The sequence below is a fragment of the Achromobacter sp. RTa genome (genome assembly GCF_000757485.1).
In the GTDB taxonomy this organism is placed as follows: Bacteria; Pseudomonadota; Gammaproteobacteria; order Burkholderiales; family Burkholderiaceae_B; genus Achromobacter.
The window spans coordinates 199,215-225,801 of sequence record NZ_JPYO01000013.1 but is presented as its reverse complement, the minus strand read 5'-3'; the positions used below and the strand labels follow the sequence as shown (position 1 = coordinate 225,801).

At 66.0% G+C, this 26,587-nt stretch carries 22 protein-coding genes, 1 rRNA gene and 1 other RNA gene; 21 read left to right on the top strand and 3 right to left on the bottom strand.

The annotated features are described in order from the left end of the window. The first annotated feature begins 164 nt into the window (after nucleotides 1-164). Both rrf and JL37_RS05700 read left to right on the top strand, forming a co-directional pair. Nucleotides 165-277: ribosomal RNA gene (gene rrf, locus JL37_RS05705) — 5S ribosomal RNA — on the top strand. 171 nt (nucleotides 278-448) lie between these two features. Beyond that, a complete protein-coding gene (locus JL37_RS05700; RefSeq protein ID WP_043542576.1) occupies nucleotides 449-814 on the top strand; it encodes a membrane protein in 366 nt (121 codons plus the stop codon). A 69-nt stretch (nucleotides 815-883) separates the two neighbouring features. Here the strand turns inward: JL37_RS05700 and JL37_RS05695 are convergent, their stop codons facing one another. Next, on the bottom strand, nucleotides 884-1,441 hold the full coding sequence (locus tag JL37_RS05695; RefSeq protein ID WP_231570302.1) for a LysE family translocator: 558 nt from the start codon (nucleotides 1,439-1,441) through the stop codon (nucleotides 884-886). A 191-nt stretch (nucleotides 1,442-1,632) separates the two neighbouring features. Between JL37_RS05695 and gcvA the strand changes: the two genes are divergently transcribed. After that, nucleotides 1,633-2,508 carry a transcriptional regulator GcvA gene (gcvA, locus tag JL37_RS05690; RefSeq protein WP_043542574.1) on the top strand — a complete coding sequence of 292 codons (876 nt, stop codon included), beginning with the start codon at nucleotides 1,633-1,635 and terminating at the stop codon, nucleotides 2,506-2,508. 154 nt (nucleotides 2,509-2,662) lie between these two features. Here gcvA and JL37_RS05685 read toward each other — a convergent pair whose 3' ends face one another. Beyond that, nucleotides 2,663-2,941 carry an SWIB/MDM2 domain-containing protein gene (locus tag JL37_RS05685; RefSeq protein ID WP_006217453.1) on the bottom strand — a complete coding sequence of 93 codons (279 nt, stop codon included), beginning with the start codon at nucleotides 2,939-2,941 and terminating at the stop codon, nucleotides 2,663-2,665. A gap of 147 nt (nucleotides 2,942-3,088) precedes the next feature. Between JL37_RS05685 and JL37_RS05680 the strand changes: the two genes are divergently transcribed. Together JL37_RS05680 and pyrC are read left to right on the top strand one after the other, a co-directional pair. After that, the gene (locus JL37_RS05680; RefSeq protein WP_043542573.1) at nucleotides 3,089-4,282 is read left to right on the top strand and encodes a M20 aminoacylase family protein; all 1,194 of its coding nucleotides are present in this window, start codon (nucleotides 3,089-3,091) and stop codon (nucleotides 4,280-4,282) included. Nucleotides 4,283-4,293: 11 nt separating this feature from the next. Next, nucleotides 4,294-5,358, top strand: coding sequence for a dihydroorotase (gene pyrC, locus JL37_RS05675; RefSeq protein WP_043542572.1), 1,065 nt, complete (start codon nucleotides 4,294-4,296; stop codon nucleotides 5,356-5,358). Between the two features lie 71 nt (nucleotides 5,359-5,429). On the opposite strand, the gene JL37_RS05670 is transcribed toward pyrC, so the two are convergent. Next, the gene (locus JL37_RS05670; RefSeq protein ID WP_043542571.1) at nucleotides 5,430-7,256 is read right to left on the bottom strand and encodes an ATP-binding cassette domain-containing protein; all 1,827 of its coding nucleotides are present in this window, start codon (nucleotides 7,254-7,256) and stop codon (nucleotides 5,430-5,432) included. 136 nt (nucleotides 7,257-7,392) lie between these two features. Here JL37_RS05670 and rnpB point away from each other — a divergent pair. The 16 genes from rnpB (at nucleotide 7,393) to lpxC (ending at nucleotide 26,464) form a co-directional block, all read left to right on the top strand. Further along, nucleotides 7,393-7,798: RNase P RNA component class A (gene rnpB / locus JL37_RS29670), an RNA gene on the top strand. A gap of 353 nt (nucleotides 7,799-8,151) precedes the next feature. Then, nucleotides 8,152-8,580, top strand: coding sequence for a division/cell wall cluster transcriptional repressor MraZ (gene mraZ / locus JL37_RS05665; RefSeq protein ID WP_043542651.1), 429 nt, complete (start codon nucleotides 8,152-8,154; stop codon nucleotides 8,578-8,580). Between the two features lie 7 nt (nucleotides 8,581-8,587). After that, nucleotides 8,588-9,685: a 16S rRNA (cytosine(1402)-N(4))-methyltransferase RsmH gene (rsmH, locus tag JL37_RS05660; RefSeq protein WP_043542570.1), complete on the top strand. Its 1,098-nt coding sequence runs from the start codon at nucleotides 8,588-8,590 to the stop codon at nucleotides 9,683-9,685. Continuing rightward, nucleotides 9,685-9,975: a cell division protein FtsL gene (gene ftsL, locus JL37_RS05655; RefSeq protein WP_043542569.1), complete on the top strand. Its 291-nt coding sequence runs from the start codon at nucleotides 9,685-9,687 to the stop codon at nucleotides 9,973-9,975. The genes rsmH and ftsL overlap by 1 nt, the downstream gene beginning before the upstream one ends. Next, nucleotides 9,972-11,702, top strand: a complete 1,731-nt coding sequence (locus JL37_RS05650; protein ID WP_043542568.1) for a penicillin-binding protein 2 — start codon at nucleotides 9,972-9,974, stop codon at nucleotides 11,700-11,702. Before ftsL ends, JL37_RS05650 begins: the two co-directional genes overlap by 4 nt. Further along, nucleotides 11,699-14,560, top strand: coding sequence for a bifunctional UDP-N-acetylmuramoyl-L-alanyl-D-glutamate--2,6-diaminopimelate ligase MurE/UDP-N-acetylmuramoyl-tripeptide--D-alanyl-D-alanine ligase MurF (gene murF / locus JL37_RS05645; protein WP_043542567.1), 2,862 nt, complete (start codon nucleotides 11,699-11,701; stop codon nucleotides 14,558-14,560). The genes JL37_RS05650 and murF overlap by 4 nt, the downstream gene beginning before the upstream one ends. Further along, entirely contained in the window at nucleotides 14,550-15,719 is a 1,170-nt protein-coding gene (gene mraY, locus JL37_RS05640) for a phospho-N-acetylmuramoyl-pentapeptide-transferase (RefSeq protein WP_043542566.1), read from the top strand. Before murF ends, mraY begins: the two co-directional genes overlap by 11 nt. Next, nucleotides 15,716-17,248 (top strand): UDP-N-acetylmuramoyl-L-alanine--D-glutamate ligase, encoded by a 1,533-nt coding sequence (gene murD, locus JL37_RS05635; protein ID WP_043542565.1) that lies wholly within the window; start codon nucleotides 15,716-15,718, stop codon nucleotides 17,246-17,248. The genes mraY and murD overlap by 4 nt, the downstream gene beginning before the upstream one ends. After that, nucleotides 17,245-18,438, top strand: a complete 1,194-nt coding sequence (gene ftsW, locus JL37_RS05630) for a putative lipid II flippase FtsW (protein ID WP_043542564.1) — start codon at nucleotides 17,245-17,247, stop codon at nucleotides 18,436-18,438. Before murD ends, ftsW begins: the two co-directional genes overlap by 4 nt. Further along, complete coding sequence (gene murG, locus JL37_RS05625) at nucleotides 18,435-19,511, top strand: undecaprenyldiphospho-muramoylpentapeptide beta-N-acetylglucosaminyltransferase (protein ID WP_043542563.1); 1,077 nt, start codon at nucleotides 18,435-18,437, stop codon at nucleotides 19,509-19,511. Before ftsW ends, murG begins: the two co-directional genes overlap by 4 nt. Continuing rightward, complete coding sequence (gene murC, locus JL37_RS05620) at nucleotides 19,508-20,914, top strand: UDP-N-acetylmuramate--L-alanine ligase (RefSeq protein WP_043542562.1); 1,407 nt, start codon at nucleotides 19,508-19,510, stop codon at nucleotides 20,912-20,914. The genes murG and murC overlap by 4 nt, the downstream gene beginning before the upstream one ends. Next, entirely contained in the window at nucleotides 20,911-21,861 is a 951-nt protein-coding gene (locus JL37_RS05615; protein WP_043542561.1) for a D-alanine--D-alanine ligase, read from the top strand. The genes murC and JL37_RS05615 overlap by 4 nt, the downstream gene beginning before the upstream one ends. A 12-nt stretch (nucleotides 21,862-21,873) precedes the next feature. Beyond that, nucleotides 21,874-22,698 carry a cell division protein FtsQ/DivIB gene (locus JL37_RS05610; protein WP_043542560.1) on the top strand — a complete coding sequence of 275 codons (825 nt, stop codon included), beginning with the start codon at nucleotides 21,874-21,876 and terminating at the stop codon, nucleotides 22,696-22,698. Nucleotides 22,699-22,702: 4 nt separating this feature from the next. Further along, the gene (gene ftsA, locus JL37_RS05605) at nucleotides 22,703-23,929 is read left to right on the top strand and encodes a cell division protein FtsA (protein WP_043542559.1); all 1,227 of its coding nucleotides are present in this window, start codon (nucleotides 22,703-22,705) and stop codon (nucleotides 23,927-23,929) included. Between the two features lie 188 nt (nucleotides 23,930-24,117). Further along, nucleotides 24,118-25,299 carry a cell division protein FtsZ gene (gene ftsZ / locus JL37_RS05600; RefSeq protein WP_043542558.1) on the top strand — a complete coding sequence of 394 codons (1,182 nt, stop codon included), beginning with the start codon at nucleotides 24,118-24,120 and terminating at the stop codon, nucleotides 25,297-25,299. Nucleotides 25,300-25,540: 241 nt separating this feature from the next. Further along, a complete protein-coding gene (gene lpxC, locus JL37_RS05595) occupies nucleotides 25,541-26,464 on the top strand; it encodes a UDP-3-O-acyl-N-acetylglucosamine deacetylase (RefSeq protein ID WP_043542557.1) in 924 nt (307 codons plus the stop codon). The last annotated feature ends 123 nt before the right edge of the window (nucleotides 26,465-26,587 follow it).

Sequence of the window (26,587 nt, the reverse complement as noted above, 5' to 3'; positions counted from 1 at the left end):
TCAGGCTTTTATTGCTCAAAACCCCACAGGTACATCCTGTGGGGTTTTGTTTTTTGTGAGAGCCCATTGTCAGCGTCTGTCGAGCCAGTCTCCAGGCGCCAGGGTTGGGCTTCAGATCCAGATTGGAGCGTTTGCCAGGCAAGGCGGGCGTTCAAACAGCTATGCCTGACAACCATAGCGAGGTGGTCCCACTCCTTCCCATCCCGAACAGGACAGTGAAACGCCTTTGCGCCGATGATAGTGGACGGACGTCCGTGAAAGTAGGTCATTGTCAGGCTTCAATCCCGAAACCCCACAGCATGCGCTGTGGGGTTTTTTCTTTGAGGATTGTCAGCTGCATACCAGGCTGCAAGCCGCGCCAGCATTGATTGTGCCCAAATAACAACGGCCGTGGGCGGGGTAGCTTTGTGCGGTAAGATTGACCGAGTCAATTCGTTGGAGCGTTATCGTGAGTGATCCCCAGACCCCCGTGCCCGGTACGACTTTAGACCTGCGCACGCTGACCCACGTTGCTTACGGCCTGTACGCGCTGGGCTTCCTGACGAGTGGATTTCTGGGCATTGCGACATTGGCGGCCGTTGTGCTCATGTACGTCAAGCGCTCGGATGCTGCCGGCACGGTCTACGCCTCTCATTTCGACTGGTTGCTGCGCACCTTCTGGTGGGCCTTGCTGTGGCTGGCCATCAGCGCCATCGCGACACTCATCTTCATCGGCTGGATCGGCTTGGCCGCCACTGTGGTGTGGGTGCTGTATCGCTTGATCAAGGGCTGGCTGGCCTTGCTGGAAGGCGCGGCGCCGACCACATACGCCTGAGCGCATCGATCCCCACGCATAAGGCCGGCTTTCGCCGGCCTTTTCAATTTACGCGTTGCCGCTGGGGTGTCAGGAAAGGATCACGTAGGCGGCGACGACAAGCATGGAGCTGCCGAACACCAGGGCCTGAATGCGCAAGGCGCGCGGAGAGGTAAAGCGACCGAGGACGATCTGTCCGCCGTAGATCCAGGGAAAATGGCAGAACAGGCCTAGAGCCACGAAGGCCATGCCCAACTGAGCCACTTGGCTCGCCAGGCCGGCGTCGGGCACAAGGAATTGCGCGAACATCACGATGATCATGGAATGGATTTTCGGGTTGAGGATCACGCAAACGAAACCGTCCAGCAACCCCAGCCGCCTGCCGCCGGCTTGTTGGCCTGGCGGCGTGGCGGAGGCCCGGAAGAAGCCCCACGCCAGGTACAGCAGATAAGCGGCGCCTGCCCATTTCAGCACGGCGTGCAGTTGCGGATACTCGTGAAGCGTGCCGCCCAGACCCAAGCCGTAGAAGGCGCAAAGCGAGGCGTTGCCGGCTTCGAAGCCAATCCAGAATGGCACGGAACCGCGCAGGCCATAGCGGCCGCCGGCGGTGGCCAGCAAGGTGTTGCCCGGCCCCGGGCTGGCGATCATAGGCACCGCATATCCGAGGAACACCGCCCAAACCTCCCACGCTATCATTGCCGCCGTCCTTTTATTGTGTGGCACGGGCCCGGCGGCAATCGGTGTCCGCAGGCCGGAAAGGGCTCTAGTAGATAGCGCTATGTGGCCGGCGCAAAACGATCTATTCTCATACGCTTCATAAATACAGCTAATCAAGCATCATGCGACGCCTGCCGCCTCTCGGAGCGCTGCGTGCCTTCGAGGCCGCGGCCCGCCACTTGAGTTTCACCCGTGCTGCGGGCGAGCTGTGCGTCACCCAGGCTGCTATCAGCCACCAGGTGCGCCAGCTTGAAGACTGGCTGGGCGAACCCATGTTTACGCGCCGGGGGCATGCTTTGACGTTGACCCGCAAGGGAGCGTCCTATCTGGCGGAGCTGTCGCTGGCGTTCGACCGCATTGCAGAGGCAACCGGGCAAGTGAGGAAAGCAAGAGAGGGGCCCTTGCGCATTACGGTGTTGCCCTCATTCGCCTCGCGTTGGCTGCTGCCGCGCCTTCCCGCCTTTCGTGCCCGCCATCCGGAGGTGGATTTGCGCGTGACGAGCTCGCTGGAGACGTGGGACGGTAGAGATGAATTCGATGCCGGCATTCGTTCGGGACTGGGCCGTTGGCCAGGCCTCAAGGCGGATCTGCTGGCTCGCGAGTCGTTGTCTCCCGTGTGCAGCCCCGCGCTGGCGCAAGGTCCGCCGTTGTTGGCCGAGCCGGCGGACCTGGTTGCGGCTCCACTGTTGCACGATCAGCCGCGAGCCGCGTGGGAGCAGTGGTGCCGCCATGCGAATGTCTCGCTGGATCTCTCGCAAGGCCCGGCATTCAACGATTCTGCGTTGGTGCTGCAGGCCGCGGTCGAGGGCCAGGGCGTTGCCTTGGGGCGTTTGACGCTGGCAGGCGACGACCTGCGCAAAGGGCGCTTGGTGCGGCTCTTCGATCTGGCTTTGCCAAACGATTACAGCTACTGGATCGTCTATCCGCGCCTGGCTACGCAGCGTCCGGACTTGGTGGCATTTCGCCGCTGGCTGCTCGAAGAAGCGCGCAGGGCTTGACGATTGGGGGATGCGGGTAAGGCGATGTAGGCGCGGTTGCCGCAGCCGGAGGGGGAATGGCGCCAGACACGGGTAAGGCGGGCTCGCCCGGCACTGAGCCAGGGCGTCGAGGCGAGCTGGAGGCAGGGACGTACGGGGTACGCCCTTTGCCTGCTTACTTCAGATGAGCGTTGACCAGCTTGGTCAATTCGAACATCGTGACCTGATCCTTGCCGAAGATCGGGCGCAGCTTGGCATCGGCGTTGATGTTGCGCTTGTTGCTGGCATCTTGCAGGTTGTGCTTCTTGATGTATTCCCAGATCTTCTTGGTGACCTCGGTACGCGGCACGGCTTCCGAGCCGATGACGGCAGCCAATTCGGCGCTGGGGGTCAGGGGCTTCATGAATGCAGCGTTCGGCTTGCGCGCGGTCGCGGGTTTGGAGGTTGTGGCCATAATGCGGCGCTCCTTCTCTGGCTGTTGGAAAAATTGTCCTGCGGCCGGAGCATAACGTGTCTCTCCCGTAAAGACAAAGGCATTTATCCTCTGTAGCAACTAAAATGCACAGATTGTCCTCCCTCTCTCGTCATTCTGTAACCTCCTATGTACGCACGATCTCCATTGGAATCAATTCGACTGTTTCATGACGAATTGACGGCGCTTCGGCGCGATTTGCATGCCCATCCTGAACTGGGATTCGAGGAGGTGCGCACATCCGGAATCGTCGCGGGCTCGCTCGAAGCGCTGGGCATCGAGGTGCATCGCGGCATCGGCAAGACGGGCGTGGTGGGCGTTATCCGCGGAAAACGCTGCGATAGCGGGCGCATGATCGGCCTGCGCGCCGACATGGATGCATTGCCCATGACGGAGGACAATGATTTCGGCCACAAGTCGACGAAGCCGGGCCTCATGCACGGCTGCGGCCACGATGGCCACACCGCCATATTGATCGGCGCGGCGAAATACCTGGCGCAGACGCGCAATTTCGACGGAACTGCCGTGCTGATTTTCCAGCCGGCGGAAGAAGGGCGAGGCGGCGCGCGCGCCATGCTGGAAGACGGCCTGTTCGACACTTTCCCATGCGACGCCATCTATGCGCTGCATAATTGGCCGGGCCTGAAGCCGGGCACCGTGGGGATCAACCCCGGGCCGATGATGGCGGCTGCCGACCGTTTCGAGATCCAGATCACGGGGCGCGGCGGGCACGGCGCGCATCCGTACCAGACCATCGATCCCGTCACCATCGCGGGCCAGGTCATCACGGCCTTGCAGACTATCGTGTCGCGCAACGTGAATCCGCTGGATTCGGCCGTGGTGTCCATCGGCTCCCTGCAGGCCGGGCATCCTGGCGCGATGAGCGTGATTCCGCGCGAAGCGAAGATGGTGGGCACGGTGCGCACGTTCCGCAAGTCCGTCCAGGAAATGGTGGAAACGCGCATGCGTGAACTGGTGTCTGCAATCGCGGGCGCCTTCGGCGGCACCGCCGAAGTGGTCTATGAACGCATTTACCCCGCGACCTTGAATACGCCGCAGCATGCCAATCTGGTGGCCGACATCGCCACCGAGATGATAGGCAAGGAGAATGTGGTGCGCGACCTGGTGCCGTCGATGGGGTCCGAGGATTTCTCCTTCATGCTGCAGAGCAAGCCGGGCGCATACTTCAGGCTCGGACAGGGCGGAGCCGATTCCGGCTGCGTGCTGCACAACTCGCATTTCGATTTCAACGATGCGGTCATTCCCCTGGGCAGCGCAATGTTCTGCGCGCTGGCTGAACGGGGCATGCCGCTGGCAGATTAAGAAGCCTTTTCATGTCTACTCAAAGCACGACTCAGCTCACCATTACCCGTCCGGACGACTGGCACCTGCACCTGCGCGACGGCGCCGCGCTGGAAGCCGTGGTGGCGGACACCGCGCGTCAGTTCGCGCGCGCGATCATCATGCCGAACCTGAAGCCGCCGGTGACTACCACCGAGCAGGCGCTGGCCTATCGCGGCCGCATCCTCGCGGCATTGGGCAAGGCGGGCGGCAATCCCGCGGCGTTCACGCCGTTGATGACGCTCTACCTGACGGACAACACGTCCGCGGAGGAGATCTTCCGGGCGCACGAGTCGGGCCAGGTCTATGCGGTGAAGCTGTACCCCGCCGGCGCCACCACCAACTCGGACGCGGGCGTGACCGATCTGCTGGGCAAGTGCACGAAGGCGCTCGAAGCGCTGGAGAAATGCGGCATGCCCTTGCTGGTGCACGGCGAAGTGACGGATCCGTCGATCGACGTGTTCGATCGCGAAGCGGTGTTCGTCGACCGCGTCATGAAGCCGCTGCGCCGCGCGTTTCCTGCCTTGAAAGTCGTGTTCGAGCACATCACGACGAAAGAAGGCGCCGAGTACGTACGGGATGCCGAAGGCCCCATCGCCGCGACCATCACGCCGCAGCACATGCTTTACAACCGCAACGCGATTTTCCAGGGCGGCGTGCGGCCGCATTGGTATTGCTTGCCGATCCTGAAGCGCGAGACGCACCGGCAGGCGCTGGTCGACGCGGCCACCAGCGGCAGCCCGCGCTTCTTCCTGGGCACCGACAGCGCGCCGCATGCGCGCGGGCTGAAGGAGCATGCCTGCGGCTGTGCCGGCTGCTACACCGCGCTGCATGCGATGGAGCTGTACGCCACCGCGTTCGAGGCGGCCGGGAAGCTGGACAAGCTGGAGGGCTTCGCCAGCTTCCATGGCCCCGACTTCTACGGCCTGCCGCGCAACACTGGCACGCTGACGCTGGTGCGCGAGGCCTATCAGGTGCCTGACGGCCTGCCTTTCGGCGATACGACGCTGGTGCCGCTGGCCGCGGGCGAAGCGCTGGCCTGGCGGGCGCACGCCTAGATGTCGAAACGGGCTGTCGCAAGACAGCCCGTTTTCATTGCCCCTCTATATGTATATAGAGCTGCCTTAAATCACAGCGTGCCCTCGCGGCGCGCCTCAAGCAGTTCCCAGCGGGCGAACCGTTCTTCCAGCTCGCTTTCCAGCTTGGCCAGTTCGCCGTTGATGCGCTCGACCTCGGCCGGCGCGTCGCGGTACAGGCTGCCATCCGCGAGCTTTCCAGCCAGTTCGGCCTGCTGCGCCTCCAGCGCGGCGATGGCGTCGGGCAGCCCCTCCAGTTCGCGCAGCTCCCAGGAGTTCATCTTGGCGGAGCGGGCGGGTTTGGGGCGGGCGGCCTTGGCGCGAGCCGCGCTGTCATCGGCGGGCCGGGCGGCAGCGCCGGCGTCTTCGGCGGGAGCGGCGGGCGCGGGGCGCTGGGCGACCCATTCGTCATAGCCGCCGACATAGTCGCGCCAGCGCCCATTGCCTTCGTATGCGATGGTCTGCGTGACCACATTGTTGAGGAAGGCTCGGTCGTGGCTGACGAGCAGCACGGTGCCCGAGTATTCCTGCAGCAACTCTTCCAGCAGCTCCAGCGTTTCAATATCGAGGTCGTTGGTGGGCTCGTCCAGGACCAGCACGTTGGCGGGGCGGGCGAACAGGCGGGCCAGCAGCAGACGGGCGCGCTCCCCGCCCGACAGGCTGCGCACGGGCGAGCCCGCGCGCGCCGGCGAGAACAGGAAATCGCCCAGATAGCTCATCACGTGCTTGCGGGTGCCGCCGATTTCGACCCATTCGCTGCCCGGGCTGATGATGTCGACGAGCGTGGCGTTCTCGTCCAGCTGCGCGCGCATCTGGTCGAAATAGGCGACCGACACGTTGGTGCCCATCCGCGTGGCGCCGCTGTCGGGCTGCATTTCGCCCAGGATCAGCTTGAGCAGGGTGGTCTTGCCGGCGCCATTGGGGCCGATGATGCCGATGCGGTCGCCGCGCAGGATGGTGGTGGAGTAGTCGTCCACCACGATCTTCTCGCCAAAGGCTTTGACCACGTGCTCGAGCTCTGCCACGAGCTTGCCCGAGCGCTGGCCTTCGGCCAGCGCCAGCGAAACATCGCCGACGCGTTCGCGGCGTTCGGCGCGTTCGACGCGCAACCGCTCCAGGCGGCGCACGCGGCCTTCGTTGCGAGTGCGGCGCGCTTCGACGCCCTTGCGTATCCAGACTTCTTCCTGCGCCAGCAGCTTGTCGAAGCGGGCCTGCTCAAGCCGTTCGGATTCCAGCCATTGGGCCTTGCGTTCCTGCCATTGCGAGAAGTTGCCGGGAAAGCTCAGCAGCCGCCCGCGGTCGAGTTCGACGATGCGCGTGGCGATGGCGTCCAGGAAGCGGCGGTCGTGGGTGATGATGACCGCGGCGCCTTTCCAGCCGCGCAACATGTCTTCCAGCCAGGCGATGCCTTCGAAGTCGAGGTGGTTGGTGGGTTCGTCCAGCAGCAGCAGGTCAGGTTCGTCGACCAGCGCGCGGGCCAGCGCGACGCGCTTGCGCGTACCGCCGGACAGGCCGGCGATCTGCACGTCGGCGGGCAGGCCGAGCTTTTCGAGCACGGCGCGCACGCGCGACGGGCGCTGCCAGTCTTCGTGGTCGCCTTCCACGTTGCAGACCACATCGAATACGGTGGCGTTCTCGTCGAGCTCGGGCTCTTGTTCGACGGTGGCCACGCGCAAGCCGGAGCTGCGCGCGATGTCGCCGTCGTCGGGCAGGGTCCTGCCATCCAGCAGTCTCAGCAGGGAGGACTTGCCGGCGCCGTTGCGGCCGATGAGGCCGATGCGCTCGCCCGCCTGGATGGCGAAATCGGCGTGGTCCAGCAACGGGTGGTGGCCGTAGGCCAGCTGGATGTCGGTAAGAGTGATGAGAGTAGCGAGGGCCATGTAATGGGGGTAGCGTCTGCGTCTGTGCGAATCAAGGCGTATTGTCGCAGGAACGCGCCGGACCGTTTGGCGCGGACGGTCCGCGGGGGGGGGGCTTCGGGGACGGAGCCGCCACCTGTACTAGAATACGAACCGCAAGGCGGGTCGGGCGATCGCGGTGGATGCGAATCCATCGAGGAAGGTCCGGACTCCACAGGGCAGGGTAACGGCTAACGGCCGTCCGGCCGCGTCTTCGGGGGCGGTTGAGGAATAGGGCCACAGAGACGAGTCTGCGGGGTGGGCGCGCATCGCGCGCACAGATACGGCCATCTCCGTATCGCGCCGTCCGGCAACGGGCGGCGGCATCGCAGGGTGAAACGCGGCAACCTCTATCCGGAGCAACATCAAATAGGCATGCGTGCGGTCTTCGGGCCGCGAAGGGCGGCTCCGTCCAAGCATGCGGGTAGATGGCTACAGCGGGCCAGCAATGGTCAGCGCAGAGGAATGATCGTCCGCCAGGGAAACCTGGTGTACAGAATCCGGCCTATAGATCCGTCTTGCAACTCATTCTCAAAACCAGCGGCCGCCGGGCGGTCTCCGGCGCCGCGCGGATCGGGTCGCGCCCTTTTTTTGGCGGTTGTGGGCGCTGAGCTCGCCGGGAAGCCTCGCCAATAGGCGCAAACGACCGATCGTAAAACAATGCAAAGTCATTGTTAGGCGCCACTTCTGAAGAAGGACTTTTAGATAATGTCGCAACCTCCTGATTTATTGGGAGGTTTTTGTTTTTGCGGATTTACATATTGATCTAAGTCCTTGTTGTGATTGAAAAAATTGCAACCACGCGCTTGACCGCCCCTGTCCCATACCGTAGAGTGGGAAATAGTAGGAAATTGTGCAATTAAGTGGGGTAAAAGTGGTGTTTCAGGGAAGCAGCGCGCTCACGCTGGATGCCAAGGGACGGATCTCGATTCCGACCCGGCATCGTGACGCGCTCATGTCGCAGGCCGATGGTCGGCTGACCCTGACTCGCCACCCTGACGGCTGCTTGCTGGTCTACCCGCGGCCCGAGTGGGAAAAGAAGCGCGAACAGATCGCCGCTTTTCCCATGTCGGCCCGCGCGTTGCAGCGGCTGTTGCTGGGCAACGCTCAGGACGTGGAACTGGACGGCTCCGGCCGCGTCCTGATCGCTCCTGAACTGCGCAACGCTTCCGGTATGACGCGCGATGTGATGCTGCTCGGTTTGGGCGCGCACTTCGAGCTGTGGGACGCCGCTACCCTGGCCAGCCGCGAGGCTGAGGACCTGGCCAAGGGTATGCCGGATGTGTTGAATCAGTTTTCGTTCTGAAAAAGTTATGGAATTCGAACATCGGCCCGTCTTGCTGGAGCCGACGGTGGACGCGTTACTGCTGGCCGGATTCGGCGGCAAGGGCGCGGCACGGTCGCAAGAGCAAGGCGGGCCGGCTGCGGCTACGCGAGCGGAGAGCGGCGTCTTCGTCGACGGCACCTTCGGGCGTGGCGGGCACAGCCGCGAGCTGCTTGGCCGTCTGGGCCCGGGCGCGCGGCTGGTTGTGTTCGACAAGGATCCGGAGGCGATCGCGGTGGCCAATGCGTTGGCGGCAGCGGACCCGAGGGTCACCGTGGTGCATGGGGGCTTTGCCACCATGGCCGAAGAGTTGGAGCAGCTCGGCATCGGCAAGGTCGATGGCGTGATGCTGGATCTGGGCGTTTCGTCGCCTCAGATCGATGATGCCGAGCGCGGTTTCTCGTTCATGCGAGACGGCCCGCTCGACATGCGGATGGACACCACTCGTGGTCCCACGGTGGCGGATTGGCTGGCGCAAGCCAGTGTGGATGAGATGCGGGAGGTCATAGCGGATTATGGCGAAGAACGGTTTGCTTTTCAGGTTGCAAAGGCGATTGCTGCTCGCCGCGCAACAAGGCCGCTGCGCACCACGCTCGAGCTTGCCGAGTGCGTCGCCAGCGCCGTCCGCACGCGCGAAAAGGGGCAGCATCCGGCCACACGCACCTTTCAAGCTTTACGGATTTACATCAATCGGGAACTCGAAGAGCTCGCGCGCACCCTCGCGGCAGCTCTAGACCTGCTGGCTCCGGGGGGGAGATTAGCGGTGATCAGCTTTCATTCGCTTGAGGACCGCATGGTCAAGCAGTGCATCGCGGCGGCGGCTCGTCCGGCTGCGGCGCACGCGCGCCTGCCTCTGCGCGAAAGCGAAATGCCCCAGCCCGTGCTGCGTTCCCTCGGGCGCGTGGTGGCCGAAGACGAAGAAGTCTCGTCGAATGCCCGCGCCCGTTCCGCCATCCTGCGCGTTGCCGAACGCACGGAAACCCCGCTGCCCGCCGAGGGCGGCTTTGCGTTCGTGAAGATCGGTTCCCTGCCCGGCAGCGACCTGGCTCCGCCGCCCCGGCGCGGCGGCAAGGGAGGGCGCCGCTGATGGGTCGCGTCAATCTGATCGTTGCGGCTTTGCTGATGCTGTCGGCCATTTCCCTGGTCACCAGCCGGTATCAGTCGCGCCAGCTCTTCGTCGAGCTGGGACGCGATCAGGCCCAGGCGCGCGACCTGGAAACCAATTGGCGGCGCTTGCAGCTCGACCGCGCCGAACTCGCCCGCAACGCGCGGGTGGACGCCATCGCGCGTGACGGCCTAAAGATGATCTCCATCGTTCCGGACCGCACGCTGTATATGAATCAGGCGCCCGTCTCCGCCAACGGAGGCGCGCAATGAAACGCGTTCCTTTCTTCGACAACCCCGTGCTGCGAGGGCAATTGCCCACGTGGCGCGCGCGCCTGGTGCTGATCCTGCTGTTCGGCGGGTTTACCGTGCTGGCCGGCCGAGCGCTGTTCCTGCAGGGGCTGTCGACCGAATTCCTGCAGCAGCAGGGCGAGCGGCGCTATGAGCGCACGCTGACCCTGGCCGCCACGCGCGGCAAGATCATGGACCGCAATGGCGCGGTGCTGGCCTCGAGCGTGCCCGCGCGCGCAATCTGGGCGATTCCCGAAGACACCAAGCAGGCCACTCCGGCCCAGCTGGATGCCTTGGCGAAGCTGCTGGATACGCCGGTGGCCGACCTGCGCCATCGCCTCGTCGACGAAGACAAGAATTTCGTCTACCTGAAGCGCCAGGTCGCCATGGACGTGGCCGACAAGATCAAGCAGTTGGGCATGCCTGGCGTGCACCAACAGCCCGAGACCCGCCGCTACTACCCGGACGGCGACGTGATGGCCCACGTGGTGGGCTTCAACAGCGTCGAGGATCAGGGGCAGGAGGGCGTCGAACTGACGTTCAACCAGCAGCTTTCGGGCCGCCCGGGCAGCCGCCGTGTCATCAAGGACCGGCTGGGCCGCGTGATCGAGGACGTGCAGGCCGTGACCTTGCCCGTCGACGGCCGCGACCTGCGCCTGTCGATCGACACGCGCTTGCAGTACCTGGTGTTCAAGGCGTTGAAGGACGCCATGGACAAGCACCAGGCCAAGGGCGCGACCGCCGTGGTCGTGGACGTGCATACGGGCGAGATTCTGGCCCTGGCCAACGTCCCCACTTTCGATCCCAACAAGCGCGAGACCTTTCACGGCGCCAATCTGCGCAACCAGGCGATCACCGACACGTTCGAGCCCGGCTCGATCATGAAGCCGTTCACCGCCGCGCTGGCGCTGGACCTGGGCCGCATCAGCACGAAGACCCTGTTCGAAACCGGCAATGGCCGCTTCCAGTACCAGGGCAGCACGATCAGCGACGTGAGCCGCAACGGCACGCTGGACGTGGCTGGCGTGCTGCGCAAGTCCAGCAACATCGGCATGACGATGATCTCGGAGAAGCTGGAAGCCCGCGAAATGTGGGACCGCTTCACGGAACTGGGCCTGGGCCAGGCGCCCCAAGTTGGATTTCCCGGCGCGGCGCCCGGCCGCCTGCGTCCCTGGGATCGCTGGCGCCTGATCGAAAAGGCCACGATGGCCTATGGCTACGGCCTGTCGGTGTCGCTGCTGCAGGTGGCGCGCGCCTATACCGTCTTCGCCCGCAACGGCGACATGGTGTCGCTGACACTGGTCAAGCGCGACAGCGACCCGACCAGCGTCAAGATCTATACGCCGAGGACCACCGAGCTGGTGCGAGGCATGCTGGAGGCCGCCGCCGGTCCCGAAGGCACCAAGGCCGCCCAGGTGCAGGGTTACCGCGTGGCCGGCAAGAGCGGCACCGCGCGCAAGATTGTCGACGGCAAGTACAGCACGCAGCGCTACCGGAGCTCGTACGTGGGCTTTGCGCCGGTGTCCGATCCGAAGATCGTGGTGGCCGTGTCCATCGACGAGCCGACGGTGGGCGGTTATTACGGCGGCGCGATCGCCGCGCCCGTGTTCTCCCAGATCGTGGGCGGCAGCCTGCGGTTGATGGGGGTGCGTCCGGACGCACCCTTCGAATCCACTATTGTTGCTGGTCTCAAGGAGCCAGGCAGATGAACGCCAAAGGCTTCCATACTTCTTCCCCCGTCGCCACGGTTGCCGAGATCGTGGCGTGGTTGCATGCGCGCGTTTCGTTGACGGCGCATCTCAAGCTGGACTCCCGCGAGATCGAGCCTGGCGACGTGTTCGTCGCCTGCCCGGGCCTGTCCAGCGATGGGCGCCTCTATATAGAGAAGGCGTTGGCGCTGGGCGCCAGCGCGGTACTGTTCGAAGCGCCCGCCAGCGAGGCCATCGAGGCTTCGGCAGCGCAGGCCCAGATGCTGCCGGTGACCGGTTTGCGCGCCCTGCTGGGCGAGCTGGGCGACACCTGGTATGGCCGGCCGTCCGCCGCGCTGGCCGTGGTGGCCGTGACGGGCACCAACGGCAAGACGTCGTCGGTGCAGTGGATCGCCCACGCGCTGAGCCGCAATGACAAGCCCTGCGGCACCATCGGCACCCTGGGCGCGGTGCTGCCCGACGGCCGCACGCTGGGCGGCGACCTGACGACGCCCGATGTGCTGACCGTGCACCGCACGCTGGCCGCGATGCGCGACGCGGGGGCGAAAGCCGTCGCGATGGAGGCATCGTCGATCGGCATCGAACAGGGCCGGATGGACGGAGTGCGGGTTGCGCTCGCGGCGTACACCAACCTGACCCGCGACCACCTCGACTATCACGGCACGATGGAGCGGTACGAAGCGGCCAAGGCGCGCCTGTTCCGCTGGCCGGGCCTGACGGCCGCCGTGGTCAACGCAGACGACGAGGCCGGGCGCCGCTTGATCGCGAGCCTGCCCGCTGACATGGCGATGGGCTACAGCCTGAGCGATGCGTCCGAGATTCCCGCCGCGATGCGCGCGCGCGATCTGCAGGCCACGTCCCAGGGCCAGATCTTCACGCTGGTGTCGCCGCACGGCGAAGCCCAGATCGTGACGCGCCTGCTCGGCGCGCACAATGTCTCGAACCTGCTGCTTGTCGCGGGTGTGCTGTATCAGCTTGGCCTGCCGTTCGCGCAGATCGCGCGCGAGCTGGCGGCGACCGACCCGGTCGATGGCCGCCTGCAGACCGTGGAGCCGCTTGGCTCCAGCGGCGCCCAGGCCGGCACCGGCCGCGGTCCGCTGGTAGTGGTGGACTACGCCCATACTCCAGACGCGCTGTCGCGGGCGCTGGCCGCCTTGCGCGCCGTCGCCGTGGCGCGTTCGGGCCGTCTGGTCTGCCTGTTCGGCTGCGGTGGCGAGCGGGATCCGGGCAAGCGCCCCGAGATGGGACGCATCGCCGCCGACCTGGCCGACCACGTGGTCGTGTCCAGCGACAATCCGCGCACCGAATCGCCCGAAGCCATCGTCCAGCAGATTCTTGCCGGCATCCCCGAGGCGGCGCATGCCGACGTGCAGGTGGATCGCGCGCGCGCCATCATGCAGACCATCTGGGCGTCTTCGCCCGAAGACGTGGTGCTGCTGGCCGGCAAAGGGCATGAAACCTACCAGGACATCGGGGGCGAGAAACTGCCCTTCGACGATCGCGAATGGGCGCGCCTGGCCATGCTGTTGCCGCAGGTCAAGGGCGTGTCCACGGACACGCGCCGCATCGGCGAGGGCGAACTGTTCGTGGCGCTGGTGGGCGAGAATTTCGACGCGCACGACTATCTGGACCAGGCCGAGGAACGCGGCGCGTGCGCGGCCGTGGTGGCGCATGCCGTGTCCGACTCCCGCCTGCCGCAACTGGTGCTGGGCGACACCCGCGTGGCGCTGATGCGCATCGGTTCGGCCTGGCGCGCGCGGTTTTCCCTGCCCGTCGTCGCGGTGACCGGCAGCAACGGCAAGACCACGACCAAGGAAATGATCTCGGCCATGCTGGCCGATTGGCGTGGCGAGGCGGGCCGCCTGGCCACCGCCGGCAACCTGAACAACGATATCGGCGTGCCGCTGACGCTGCTGCGCCTGCGTCCCGAGCACCGCGCGGCGGTGTTCGAGCTGGGCATGAACCATCCCGGCGAAATCGCGCAATTGGCGGCCATGGCGGCGCCCACGGTGGCGCTGGTGACGAACGCCCAGCGCGAGCACCAGGAATTCATGCACAGCGTGGAGGCGGTTGCGCACGAGAACGGCGCCGCCATCGCCGCGCTGCCCGAGGATGGCGTCGCCGTCTATCCGGGCGATGAACCGTATTCGAAAATCTGGGACGCCCTGGCCGAGCCGCGCCGCGTGCTGCGTTTTGGCCTGCAACCGGGCCTGGACGTGTACGCGGAGCAGATCCTGGCCGACGTGCATGCAACGCGCTGCCGCGTGGTGACGCCGGTCGGCACCGCCGACCTGGCGCTGCCGGTGCCCGGCCTGCACAACCTGCGCAATGCCTTGGCGGCCATCGCCAGCGCCATCGCCGCAGGGGCGCCGCTGGAAAGCGCGGTGCGCGCGCTGGCCGGTTTCAGTCCGGTCGCGGGCCGCATGCAGCACAAGAAAATGAGTGACGGTACGTTGCTCATCGACGACACCTACAATGCGAACCCCGACTCGGTTCGCGTGGCCATCGACGTGCTGGCGCGCATTGCCGGCACGCGTGTCCTCGTACTGGGCGACATGGGCGAGGTCGGGGACAACGGCCCCGCCATGCATGTAGAGGTGGGGAATTACGCGCGCGAGCAAGGGCTCGACGCGCTCATCACGCTAGGCGAAGCCAGCCGGGCGGCATCGGCCGCATTCGGTGTGGGGGCGCACGCCTGCGCATCGGTAGACGAAGTCGTTGCCGCCTTGCGCGGCCTGCGCCCGTCCTGCGTATTGGTAAAGGGATCGCGCTTTATGCGCATGGAGCGGGTAGTGACGGCTTTTTCCACGAATGAAAACACGGCGGCCCAGGGGCAGGGAGAGCACGATGCTGCTTGAAATCGCCCGCATGCTGTCTGACGATGTGCGCGCACTGGGGGTGTTCGAATACATCACCCTGCGCGCTGTCCTGGCATGCGCGACCGCGCTGCTTATCGGCCTGGTGGCCGGCCCGCGCGTGATCCGCAAGCTGACCGAGATGAAGATCGGCCAGGCCGTGCGCTCCTACGGTCCCGAAACCCATCTGGTCAAGACCGGCACCCCCACCATGGGCGGTGTGCTGATCCTCATTTCCATCGCCATCAGCACGCTGCTGTGGGCGGACTGGACCAACCGTTTCGTGTGGGTGGTGCTGCTGGTCACGTTCGGCTTCGGCTGGATCGGCTGGATGGACGATTACCGCAAGGTGGTCTACCGCGATCCCGAAGGCATGCCCGCCCGGCAGAAATTCTTCTGGCAAGCCTCCATCGGCATGGTGGCCGCGGTGTATCTGGCGTTCGCCGTGTCGGCCCCCGCCAATACTGAACTGTGGCCCCTTTTCAAGGCCTGGGTGGGCAGCGGTTTCACCATGTCGCTGCCGACGCGCGCCGACCTGATCGTTCCGTTCTTCAAGAGCGTGAGCTACCCGCTGGGCGTGCTGGGCTTCGTGGCGCTGACCTGGGCGGTCATCGTCGGCACCAGCAACGCCGTGAACCTGACCGACGGCCTGGACGGCCTGGCGATCATGCCCACCGTCATGGTCGGCAGCGCGCTGGGCATCTTCGCGTATGTGGTCGGCCGCGTGGACTATTCCAAGTACCTGCTGTTTCCCTATATCCCGGGCGCGGCGGAACTGATGGTCCTGTGCGCCGCGATCGGCGGCGCCGGCCTGGCATTTTTGTGGTTCAACGCGTATCCGGCGCAGGTCTTCATGGGCGATGTCGGCGCGCTGGCGCTGGGCGGAGCGCTGGGCACCATCGCGGTCATCGTGCGCCAGGAGATCGTGCTGTTCATCATGGGCGGCGTGTTCGTGGTTGAGACCCTTTCCGTGATGATGCAAGTGACTTGGTTCAAGTACACCAAGCGACGTTATGGAACAGGTAGACGCATTTTCCGCATGGCCCCGTTGCATCATCACTTTGAAGTGGGTGGCTGGAAAGAAACCCAGGTGGTCGTGCGTTTCTGGATCATCAGCATGATGCTGGTGCTGATCGGCCTCTCTACTCTGAAGTTGCGATGAATACGATGGAAACCTCCCGCGCAGACGCGCCGCTCGTCCTGATCCTCGGATTGGGCGAGACGGGTGTCGCCGCCGCTCGCTGGTGCGCCCGCCAAGGCGCCCGCCTGCGCGTGGCCGACACGCGCGCCGAGCCGGGCGGGCTGGCCGCGCTGCGCGAGTCGCTGGCGCAGAGCGACGTGGAATATCGCCTGGGTTGCGACGAGTCCTTCGACGCGGCGCTGCTGGACGGCGTGGACCAGGTGGTGCTGAGTCCCGGTCTGGCGCCCGCCCAGGCCCCCGCGGCCGATCTGCTGCGCGAGGCCGAGGCCCGCGGTATCGAGATCGTCGGCGAGATCGAATTGTTCGCGCGCGCGCTGGCCGGTCTGGCCGAAACGCGCGAGTACCGGCCGCGTCTGCTGACCGTGACCGGCACCAATGGCAAGACCACCGTCACCGCGTTGACGCGGCAGCTGGTTGAAGCCAGCGGGCTGTCGGCCGTGGCGGCGGGCAATATCAGCCCTGCGGCGCTGGCCGCGCTGATGGCGGCGCTGGACGCCGATACGCTGCCGCAGGTCTGGGTGCTGGAGCTGTCGAGCTTCCAGCTGGAAACCACGCGCTCGCTGATGGCCGACGCGGCCGTCGTGCTGAACGTCACCCAGGATCACCTGGACTGGCACGGCGGCATGGAAGCGTACGCGCAGGCCAAGGCGCGTCTGCTGAAGATGGCCCGGGTCGCCATCGTCAACCGCGACGACCCCTATACCGTCGACATGGTCGCCACCCTGAACGCGCTGAACGTGCGCAGCTTCGGCCGCGACGTGCCGGAGCTGGTCGGCGACATGGGCCTGGAACTGGGCCAGGGCGTGGCCTGGCTGACGGCCTGCGAACCCAACGATTTCGATGAGCCTGCGCCGCCTCCGCGCCGCAAGAAGGACGCGCCCGAACCGGTCCGCGCCAAGGGCCGCATGAGCCGCCTGATGCCCGTGGACGCCCTGCGCATCCGAGGCATCCACAATGCCTTGAACGCGCTGGCCGCGCTGCAGTTGGCGCGCTGTCTGGACCTGGGCTGGGGCGCCATGCTGCGCGCGCTGCGCGAGTACACGGGTGAACCGCATCGCGCGGCCTTCGTGCGCACGATCGGCGGCGTCGACTACATCAACGACAGCAAGGGCACCAACGTGGGCGCCACCGTTGCCGCGCTGGAAGGCCTGGGCCAGCAGGTGGTGCTGATCGCGGGCGGCCTGGGCAAGGGCCAGGATTTCTCGCCGCTGATTCCGGGCGTGGCTCGCCATGCGCGCGCCGTGATGCTGATCGGTCAGGACGGCGCCGAGATCGGCCGTGTGCTGGCGCCGACCGGCGTGAAGTGCATCACGGTCGAGACGCTGCGCGACGCGGTGCGCGGCGCCGCCGAACTGGCGCAGCCGGGCGATGCCGTGCTGCTTTCGCCCGCCTGCGCCAGCATGGACATGTTCCGCAACTATCCGCATCGCGGACAGGCGTTCGTGGAAGAGGTGGAAGACCTTGCCCGCGACCGAGGAGAGGTGGCATGAGCCTGATCGCCGATCTCACCGCCAGCGTCAACGCCGTACGGCCCGGCCGTACCCGCATGCGCAACTTCGATCTGCCGCTGGTCATCGCGGCATCGACGCTGCTGCTGCTCGGCCTGCTGATGGTGTATTCGGCGTCGATCGCGCTGGCCGACGGCCCGCGCTACGCGTCTTATGGCCGCTACTATTTCGTGATCCGCCACGGATTGTTCGTCAGCGCGGGCCTGATCGGCGCCGCCGTGGTGCTGGCCATTCCCATCCGCGTCTGGCAGCGCCTGGCGGTGCCGCTGTTCGGGGTGGCGATGGCGCTGCTGGTCGCCGTGCTGATCCCAGGCATCGGCCGGGAAGTGAACGGCGCGCACCGCTGGATCCCGCTGGGGCCGCTCAACTTCCAGCCGTCCGAGCTGATGAAGCTGGCCGCGCTGCTCTACGCCGCCGACTACACGGTGCGCAAGCAGGAGCACATGCAGGCATTCGCCCGGGGTTTCCTGCCCATGGCCGTCGCGCTGGGCGGCGTGGGCATGTTGCTGTTGCTGGAGCCCGACCTGGGCGCCTTCATGGTGATCGTGGCGATCGCCATCGGCATCCTGTTCCTGGGCGGCATCAACGGCAAGTATTTCAGCAGCCTGCTGGCGGTGCTGGTCAGCACGTTCCTGATGCTCATCTGGCTGTCGCCGTGGCGCCGCGCGCGTCTTTTCGCCTATCTGGATCCCTGGAACGAAGACAACGCCTACGGCAGCGCCTACCAGTTGTCGCACTCGCTGATCGCGCTGGGCCGCGGCGAATGGCTGGGCGTGGGCCTGGGCGCCAGCGTCGAGAAGCTGCATTACCTGCCCGAGGCGCACACTGACTTCCTGATGGCCGTGGTGGGCGAAGAGCTGGGCTTTGCGGGCGTGATGCTGGTCATCACGCTGTTCGCGATCATCGTGTACCGCGGCTTCGATATCGGCCGCCAGGCCATCGCCATGGAACGCACTTTCGCGGGCCTGGTGGCGCACGGCGTCGCCATGTGGTTCGGCGTGCAGGCCTTCATCAACATGGGCGTATGCCTGGGCCTGCTGCCCACCAAAGGCCTGACCCTGCCGCTGATGAGCTATGGCGGCTCGGGCGTGGTGATGAACCTGTGCGCGCTGGCCATGCTGATCCGGGTCGACGTGGAAAACCGCATCATGATGCGCGGGGGGCGCGTATGACCGCATCCCGCACCATCCTGATCATGGCCGGCGGCACCGGCGGGCACATCATGCCCGGCTTGGCCGTGGCCGACGTGCTGCGCGAGCGGGGCTGGCGCGTGCTGTGGCTGGGCAATCCCGAAAAGATGGAAGGGCGGCTGGTGCCGCCCCGCGGCATCGAGCTGGTGCCCCTGCGTTTCCAGGGCGTGCGCGGCAAGGGCGCGTCGGCGCTCCTGAAGCTGCCGTTCCTGTTGCTGCGCGCGTTCGCGCAAGCCTGGTCGCGCCTGGCCGACGTGCGCCCCGACGTGGTGCTGGGCATGGGCGGCTACGTGGCTTTCCCGGGCGGCGTGGTTGCCGCGCTGCGCGGCACGCCGCTGGTCGTGCACGAACAGAACGCCGTGGCCGGCACCGCGAACAAGTGGCTTGCCAGGATGGCGCGCCGCGTGCTCAGCGGCTTTCCGGGCGTGCTGCCCAAGGGCGAGGCCATGGGCAACCCCGTCAGGGCGGATATGTGCGCGCTGCCGGATCCGGCCGAGCGCTATGCCGGCCGCAGCGGCGCGCTGCGCGTGCTGGTAGTCGGCGGCAGCCTGGGCGCTCTGGCGCTGAACACCACGCTTCCGCAGGCGCTGGCGCTCCTGCCGCAGGAAAGCAGGCCGGAAGTCGTCCACCAGGCCGGCGAACAGCATTTGCCCGCGCTGCAGCAGGCCTACGCCCAGGCGGGCGTGGCGGCCGACTGCCGCGCGTTCATCGACGACATGGCGGGCGCCCTGGGCGCGGCCGACCTGCTGATCTGCCGCGCGGGCGCCATGACGGTGTCCGAAGTGGCGGCGGCGGGAGTGGCGGCGCTGTTCGTGCCGTTCCCGCATGCCATCGACGACCACCAGACCGCCAACGCGCGCTTCCTGAGCGACGCGCAGGCCGCCTGGCTGCAGCCTCAGACCGCCTTGACGCCCGAGTGGCTGGCGCAGTGGCTGGGCCAGCGTACCCGACAAGAACTGCAAGCCGTCGCAGAACGGGCCCGTGCGCATGCGCGCCCCGAGGCGGCGGCCCATATCGCCGACGCCTGTGAACAAGCAGCGGGGCGTTCATCATGAAACACAGAATCCAACATATCCATTTCGTAGGCATCGGCGGCTCGGGCATGAGCGGCATTGCCGAAGTGCTGCTCAACCTGGGCTACACGATCAGCGGCTCCGACTTGAACGAGTCGGCCGTGACGCGCCGCCTGGCCGCGCTGGGCGTGAAGATCTCCATCGGCCACGTGGCCAGCAATGTAACCGGCGCCGGCGCCATCGTGACGTCCACGGCGGTGGCCGGCGACAACCCCGAGGTGATCGCGGCCCGTTCGGCCCGCATCCCCGTGGTGCCGCGCGCCATCATGCTGGCGGAGCTGATGCGCCTGAAGCGCGGCATCGCGGTTGCCGGCACTCATGGCAAGACGACCACGACCAGTCTGGTGGCCAGCGTGCTCGCCGCCGGCGATCTCGATCCCACTTTCGTGATCGGCGGCCGCTTGAATTCGGCCGGCGCCAACGCGCGGCTGGGGCAGGGCGACTACATCGTGGTCGAGGCCGACGAATCCGACGCTTCGTTCCTGAACCTGCTGCCCGTGATGGCCATCGTGACCAATATCGATGCCGATCACATGGACACCTACGGGCACGACGTGGCGCGCCTGAAGAGCGCGTTCATCGAGTTCACCCAGCGCCTGCCGTTCTACGGCAGCGCCGTGCTCTGCCTGGACGACGCGAACGTGCGCGAGATCATGCCCTTCGTGTCCCGGCCGATCACTACCTACGGGCTCAACCCCGAAGCGCAGGTGCATGCCTACGAAGTGCAGCCGGAAGGCACGAGGATGCGCTTCAACGTGCAGCGCACCTATCTCGATACGCTGTTGCCGCCCCTGGAAGTGGAGCTGAACCTGCCGGGCCTGCACAACGTGCGCAACGCGCTGGCGGCGATCGCCGTGGCGACAGAACTGGGCGTGTCCGACAACGCGATCCGCGAAGCGCTGGCGTCGTTCAAGGGCGTCGGCCGCCGCTTCACCCAGACCGGCGAATTCCCGGTGCCCGCCAGCCATGGCGGCGGCACCTTCACGGTGATCGACGATTACGGCCACCACCCCGTGGAAATGGCGGCCACGCTGGCCGCCGCGCGCGGCGCCTGGCCCGACCGCCGCATCGTGCTGGCGTTTCAGCCGCACCGCTACACGCGGACCCGGGATTGCTTCGAGGATTTCGTGCGCGTGCTGAGCACGGCGGACGCCGTGCTGCTGACCGAGGTCTACGCCGCGGGCGAGCCGCCGCTGGTGGCGGCGGACGGCCGGGCCCTGTCGCGCGCATTGCGGGTGGCCGGCAAGGTCGAACCGGTGTTCGTCGAGGACGTGACCGAGCTGCCGCAAGCGGTGGTGGACTTTGTCCGTGACGGCGACGTCGTGGTTGTCATGGGAGCGGGTTCGATCAGCAAGGTCCCCGCCCAAGTAGGAGAGCTGGCATGAGCGCGCAATTCGGCAAAGTGGGTGTGTTGTACGGCGGGCGTTCCGCCGAGCGTGAGGTGTCCCTGATGTCGGGCGCGGGCGTGCACCAGGCGCTGCTCAGCGCCGGCGTCGACGCCCATCTGTTCGACACCGGCGAGCGCAGCTTGTCCGAACTGGCGGAGCAGGGGTTTGACCGCGTGTTCATCGCCCTGCATGGCCGCTACGGCGAGGACGGCACGATCCAGGGCGCGCTGGAGCTGCTGGGCATCCCCTACACCGGAAGCGGACCGCTGGCTTCCGCGCTGGCCATGGACAAGACCATGACCAAGCGCGTGTGGCTGCAGCACGGCCTGCCTACGCCCGAATTCGAAGTGCTGGATGCCGACACCGAGCTGCGCCTGGTGCCCGACCGCCTGAGCCTGCCGCTCATCATCAAGCCGCCGCATGAAGGATCGACTGTCGGCATCACCAAAGTGGTGGGCTATTCCGACATGAAGGAAGCGTATGCCGCGGCCGCGCGATTCGACAGCGAGGTGCTGGCCGAGCAGTTCATCTCCGGCCGCGAACTGACCGTGGCGGTGCTGGGTTCCGGCAAGGCCGCGCGCGCGCTGCCGGTGATCGAGATCGCCGCGCCGGGCGGCAACTACGACTACGAGCACAAGTACTTCTCCGACGATACGCAGTACTTCTGCCCGGCCACCCTGCCGCCCGAAGTGGCGGAGGCAGTCGCCGGGATCGCCGTGAAGGCATACCAGGCGCTGGGCTGCGAAGGCTGGGGCCGTGCCGACTTCATCCTCGACCAGGACAACCGGCCGTGGCTGCTTGAAATGAATACCTCGCCTGGCATGACCAGCCACTCTCTCGTTCCCATGGCCGCGAAGGCGGTGGGAATCAGCTATGCCGATCTGTGCGTGGCCATTTTGTCCGAGGCCGCGTGCAAGGTGCACAGCCCGGCCCGCAACGCTTGACCTGGATAATCTGTGTGGAACGACGCTCGCACTACCAACCTGATCGCCAACACGCTGGCCGTGCTGGCGGTTTGCGCCATGCTCGTCGCGGGCGTGGTGTGGGTAGCGCAACGTCCGTTCTTCACGCTGTCGGCCATCGAGTTGGAATCGATGCCGGACACCGAACTGCACTATGTGTCGCCGGCGGCGGTGCGATCGGCGATCGCCGGCCGCTTCAAGGGCAACTTCTTCACGGTGGACCTGGACGACGCGCGGGAGATCTTCGAGTCGGTTCCCTGGGTCCGGCATGCCACCGTGCGGCGCATCTGGCCGAACGTGCTGCGCGTGCGGATCGAGGAGCAGCAGCCCCTGGCTCTGTGGAACGAGAACCAGATGATCAACACCTGGGGCGAGGCGTTCACGGCGAACACGGGCGAGGTGGACGACGAGACCGTGCTGCCGCAATTCTTCGGCCCCGAGGGCACCGAGTCGCTGGTCGTGCAGCGCTATGCCGAACTGGCGCGCTGGTTCGCCCCGCTGGACATGCACGTCAAGCAGCTGGAACTGAGCCCGCGCTATGCCTGGCGCGTCGTGCTGTCCAACGGCATGTCGCTGGACCTGGGACGCGATCCGGGTGCCGATGCGCCCGACCCGCATGGCCTGCCCGGCGCGTTGCCGTTCGCGGCCCGTATTCAACGCTTTGTGCAGGCGTGGCCCGCCGTGGCGGGGCGCCTGGAAGGGCGCACCGTGACACAGGCCGACCTGCGCTATCCGAATGGTTTCGCCCTGGCGCTGGCTCCGTTGCCGCCGTCGGAAACCAAATCCAAATCCACACCGAAACCTCCGAAGAAACGCTAACGCCATGACCCGTGACATCAAGGACCTTATCGTCGCCCTCGATATCGGCACCAGCAAGGTGGTGGCTGTGGTGGCTGAAATTTTGCCTGAAGGGCGATTCGAAGTGCTGGGCCTCGGCCAGCACGAATCGCGCGGCATGCGCAAGGGCGTGGTCGTCAATATCGAGACCACTGTGAATTCCATCCAGCGCGCGCTTGAAGAAGCCGAGCTGATGGCAGATTGCAAGATTCGCGACGTCTACACCGGCATTGCCGGCAGCCATATCCGCAGCTTCAATTCCAGCGGCATGGTCGCCGTGAAGGACAAGGAAGTCACCGCCACCGACGTTGCCCGCGTTATCGAGACCGCCAAGGCGGTGAACATCCCGACCGACCAGCAGGTGCTGCACGTGCTGACGCAGGAGTTCATCGTCGACGGCCAGGAAGACATCCGCGAGCCGATCGGCATGAGCGGCCTGCGCCTGGAAGTGCGCGTGCACATCGTGACGGGCGCGGTCAGCGCCGCCCAGAACATCGTCAAGTGCGTGCGCCGCTGCGGCCTGGAAGTGCAGGACCTGATCCTGCAGCCGCTGGCCTCGAGCCTGGCCGTGCTGACCGCCGATGAAAAGGAACTCGGCGTCGTGCTGGTCGATATCGGCGGAGGCACCACCGACGTGGCGATCTTCACCGGTGGCGCGATCCGCCACACCGCCGTGCTGCCCATCGCCGGCGACCAGATCACCAATGACATCGCCGCGATGCTGCGCACGCCCACGCCCGATGCCGAGGAAATCAAGCTGCGCTACGGCGTGGCCAAGCAGGTCCTGGCCAGCCCGGACGAGTCCGTGGAAGTGCCCGGCCTGGGCGACCGCGGCCCGCGCCAGGTCAAGCGCCAGGCGCTGGGCGCCGTGATCGAGCCTCGCGTGGAGGAATTGTTCACGCTGGTGCAGCAAGTCGTGCGCGATTCCGGCTACGAGGATCTGCTGGCTTCCGGCGTGGTCCTGACCGGGGGCTCGGCGCAATTGCCCGGCATGATCGAACTGGCCGAGGACGTGTTCCTCAAGCCTGTGCGCGTGGCGGTGCCCGAATACGAAGGCAGCCTGGCCGACGTGATGCGCAATCCGCGCTTCTCGACTGTCATGGGCCTGCTGCAGGAAGCGCGGATGCAACGGGTGCGCGGCCGCAAGGTCGCCGCCCAGACCGGCAACTTCAAGACCTTGCTGGCGCGCATGAAGGAATGGTTCATGAATTAGGTAGAGGGGGGCAGGTTGGGGCCTGCTCCTTGGTCCGGTCGGCTGGCGGTATCGCAGGCCGGGCCAGAAGAGGGGAGGCGCTTCAAACCCGTTGCGGGCCATGCCGGCGACGTGTTTGAGGCGATTCACAAAAAATAGGTTGTTGGGGAATTTTGTGATTTGCAAATCGGACTTGTGAGGGAGTCATCATGATGAACTTTGAGATGCTTGAGAACACCACCAAAGGGACCGTTATTAAGGTCGTTGGTGTGGGCGGTGCGGGCGGCAATGCCGTGGCGCACATGATTCGCAGCGGCGTGAACGGCGTGGATTTCATCTGCGCCAACACCGATGCGCAGGCACTGGCGGCGACCAACGCCCCGGTGCAAATCCGCCTGGGCCGCACCGGCCTGGGAGCGGGCGCCAAGCCCGAGCAGGGCCGTGCGTCGGCTGAAACCGCGCGCGAGGAGATCCGTGCCGCCCTGAACGGCGCGCACATGGTCTTCATCACCGCCGGCATGGGCGGCGGCACCGGCACCGGCGCGGGTCCGGTCGTGGCCGAAGTGGCGAAGGAACTGGGCATCCTGACCGTGGGCGTGGTCACCAAGCCCTTCACCTTCGAAGGCAACAAGCGCCTGAAGATGGCCGAGGACGGTATCTCGGAACTGGCCAAGCACGTGCATTCGCTCATCGTGGTGCTCAACGAGAACCTCTATGAACTGATGGACGAGGACGCGACGCAGGAAGACTGCTTCCGTTCGGCCGACGACATCCTGCACAACGCCTGCGCGGGTATCGCCGAAATCATCAACGTCGAAGGCAACGTCAACGTCGACTTCGAAGACGTCAAGACGATCATGGGCGAGCAAGGCCAGGCCATGATGGGCACGGCATCGGCTTCCGGCGCGGACCGCGCCCGAGTGGCCGCCGAGCACGCCATTGCTTGCCCGCTGCTGGAAGGCGTGGACCTGAACGGCGCTCGCGGCGTGCTGGTCAACATCACCGCCAGCCGCTCGCTGAAGATGCGCGAAACGCGCGAAATCATGGAAACGATCCGCAGCTACGCTTCGGACGACGCCACCGTGATCTTCGGCACCGCCTACGACGAATCCATGGGCGAGAACCTGCGTGTGACCGTGGTCGCGACCGGCCTGGGCCGCGCGCAATCGCGTCCGCAACTGGTGCAGAACACGGCTGAAGTGCTGCGCACCGGTACCGACAACATGCCCATGGGCGCGATGCCGGCCGGCCAAGGCGATTACCGCAACCTGGACATGCCCTCGGTCATGCGCAATCCGCGCAGCCAGGCGTCTGCCCAGGTGCGCGCGCTGGAAAGCTCGGGCATGGATCACTTCGACATCCCGGCGTTCCTGCGCAAGCAGGCGGATTGAACCAAAGAGCCGGTCACAGGCTCTAAAACGCACTCCCTCATCTCCGGCCCGCCTGTCCCCTCGGGTGGGCCGGAGGCGGAGCGGTCCGTGTTTCCCTTGCACGTTAAAAATAGGGGACGGAGGTATAGACCGATCCAGACGCTTGATGGCGCCAGGAATCGGACAGCGTTACAATACGTCAGTTACGCCGGCAATCTATTGGCCATCTTGCCGGCTTCCTGGCTCAAATCACCCAAGTCTCATGTTCCGACAGCGCAGCATCCAGAATCTCGTCCGCACGACAGGCGTCGGCGTCCACTCCGGACGGCGGGTCGAGCTCACCTTGCGCCCGGCACAACCCAACACGGGTATCGTTTTCCACCGCGTCGATCTGCCGCAGGTCGTGGACCTGCCTGCCCAGGCGGCCGGCGTGGGCGACACGCGCATGGCATCGGTGCTGCAGCAGGGCAATGTCCGCGTGTCCACGGTCGAACACCTCATGTCGGCATTGGCCGGCCTGGGAATCGACAACCTGCATATCGACCTGACCGCCGAAGAAGTCCCGATCATGGACGGCAGCGCGGCGACGTTCGTCTACCTGCTGCGCTCGGCGGGAATCGTCGAACAGAATGCGCCCAAGCAGTTCATCCGCGTGCTGAGGCCCGTGGAAGTGCGCGAAGGCGAGGGCCGCAATGAAAAATGGGCCCGCCTGGAACCGCACGAAGGCTTCGCCCTGGCGTTTTCCATCGACTTCCGGCACCCCGCGATCGACTCCACCGCCAATTTCGCCGAGATCGATTTCGCGACGCACTCCTATGTGCGCGAGATCGCGCGCGCGCGCACTTTCGGTTTCGTGAACGAAGTCGAGGCCCTGCGCTCGATGGGCCTGGCCCGCGGCGGTAGCCTGGACAACGCCATCGTCATGGACGAGTACCGCGTGCTCAACAGCGACGGGCTGCGCTACGACGACGAATTCGTCAAGCACAAGATCCTGGACGCCATCGGCGATCTGTATCTGCTGGGCAAGCCCCTGGTGGCGCGCTACGTTGCGTGCAAGTCGGGCCACGGCCTGAACAACCAACTGGCCCGCGCGCTGCTGGAGCAGCGCGATGCCTGGGAACTGATCACGTATGAATCCCAGGCGGAGGCGCCGCAGGCGTTCCGCCATGAATGGAAGCTGGCGTAGGGGTCCACCCCCTACCCGCTGTGCGGGCCCCCTCAAGGGGGCGGCCCCGGCGGACCGGCAAAGCCGGGGGTGAGCGCACCCCCTACCCGCTGACGCGGGCCCCCTCAAGGGGGCGGCCCCAGC

Bases quoted from the DNA above. Each gene is read 5' to 3' on its own strand.
- ftsZ (WP_043542558.1), top strand. From the start codon at position 24,118: ATGATGAACTTTGAGATGCTTGAGAACACCACCAAAGGGACCGTTATT.
- gcvA (WP_043542574.1), top strand. From the start codon at position 1,633: ATGCGACGCCTGCCGCCTCTCGGAGCGCTGCGTGCCTTCGAGGCCGCG.
- pyrC (WP_043542572.1), top strand. From the start codon at position 4,294: ATGTCTACTCAAAGCACGACTCAGCTCACCATTACCCGTCCGGACGAC.
- murG (WP_043542563.1), top strand. From the start codon at position 18,435: ATGACCGCATCCCGCACCATCCTGATCATGGCCGGCGGCACCGGCGGG.
- JL37_RS05650 (WP_043542568.1), top strand. From the start codon at position 9,972: ATGAAACGCGTTCCTTTCTTCGACAACCCCGTGCTGCGAGGGCAATTG.
- murC (WP_043542562.1), top strand. From the start codon at position 19,508: ATGAAACACAGAATCCAACATATCCATTTCGTAGGCATCGGCGGCTCG.
- murD (WP_043542565.1), top strand. From the start codon at position 15,716: ATGAATACGATGGAAACCTCCCGCGCAGACGCGCCGCTCGTCCTGATC.
- rsmH (WP_043542570.1), top strand. From the start codon at position 8,588: ATGGAATTCGAACATCGGCCCGTCTTGCTGGAGCCGACGGTGGACGCG.
- ftsL (WP_043542569.1), top strand. From the start codon at position 9,685: ATGGGTCGCGTCAATCTGATCGTTGCGGCTTTGCTGATGCTGTCGGCC.
- JL37_RS05685 (WP_006217453.1), bottom strand. From the start codon at position 2,941: ATGGCCACAACCTCCAAACCCGCGACCGCGCGCAAGCCGAACGCTGCA.
- lpxC (WP_043542557.1), top strand. From the start codon at position 25,541: ATGTTCCGACAGCGCAGCATCCAGAATCTCGTCCGCACGACAGGCGTC.
- JL37_RS05615 (WP_043542561.1), top strand. From the start codon at position 20,911: ATGAGCGCGCAATTCGGCAAAGTGGGTGTGTTGTACGGCGGGCGTTCC.
- JL37_RS05695 (WP_231570302.1), bottom strand. From the start codon at position 1,441: ATGATCGCCAGCCCGGGGCCGGGCAACACCTTGCTGGCCACCGCCGGC.
- JL37_RS05680 (WP_043542573.1), top strand. From the start codon at position 3,089: ATGTACGCACGATCTCCATTGGAATCAATTCGACTGTTTCATGACGAA.
- murF (WP_043542567.1), top strand. From the start codon at position 11,699: ATGAACGCCAAAGGCTTCCATACTTCTTCCCCCGTCGCCACGGTTGCC.
- ftsW (WP_043542564.1), top strand. From the start codon at position 17,245: ATGAGCCTGATCGCCGATCTCACCGCCAGCGTCAACGCCGTACGGCCC.
- mraY (WP_043542566.1), top strand. From the start codon at position 14,550: ATGCTGCTTGAAATCGCCCGCATGCTGTCTGACGATGTGCGCGCACTG.
- ftsA (WP_043542559.1), top strand. From the start codon at position 22,703: ATGACCCGTGACATCAAGGACCTTATCGTCGCCCTCGATATCGGCACC.
- JL37_RS05670 (WP_043542571.1), bottom strand. From the start codon at position 7,256: ATGGCCCTCGCTACTCTCATCACTCTTACCGACATCCAGCTGGCCTAC.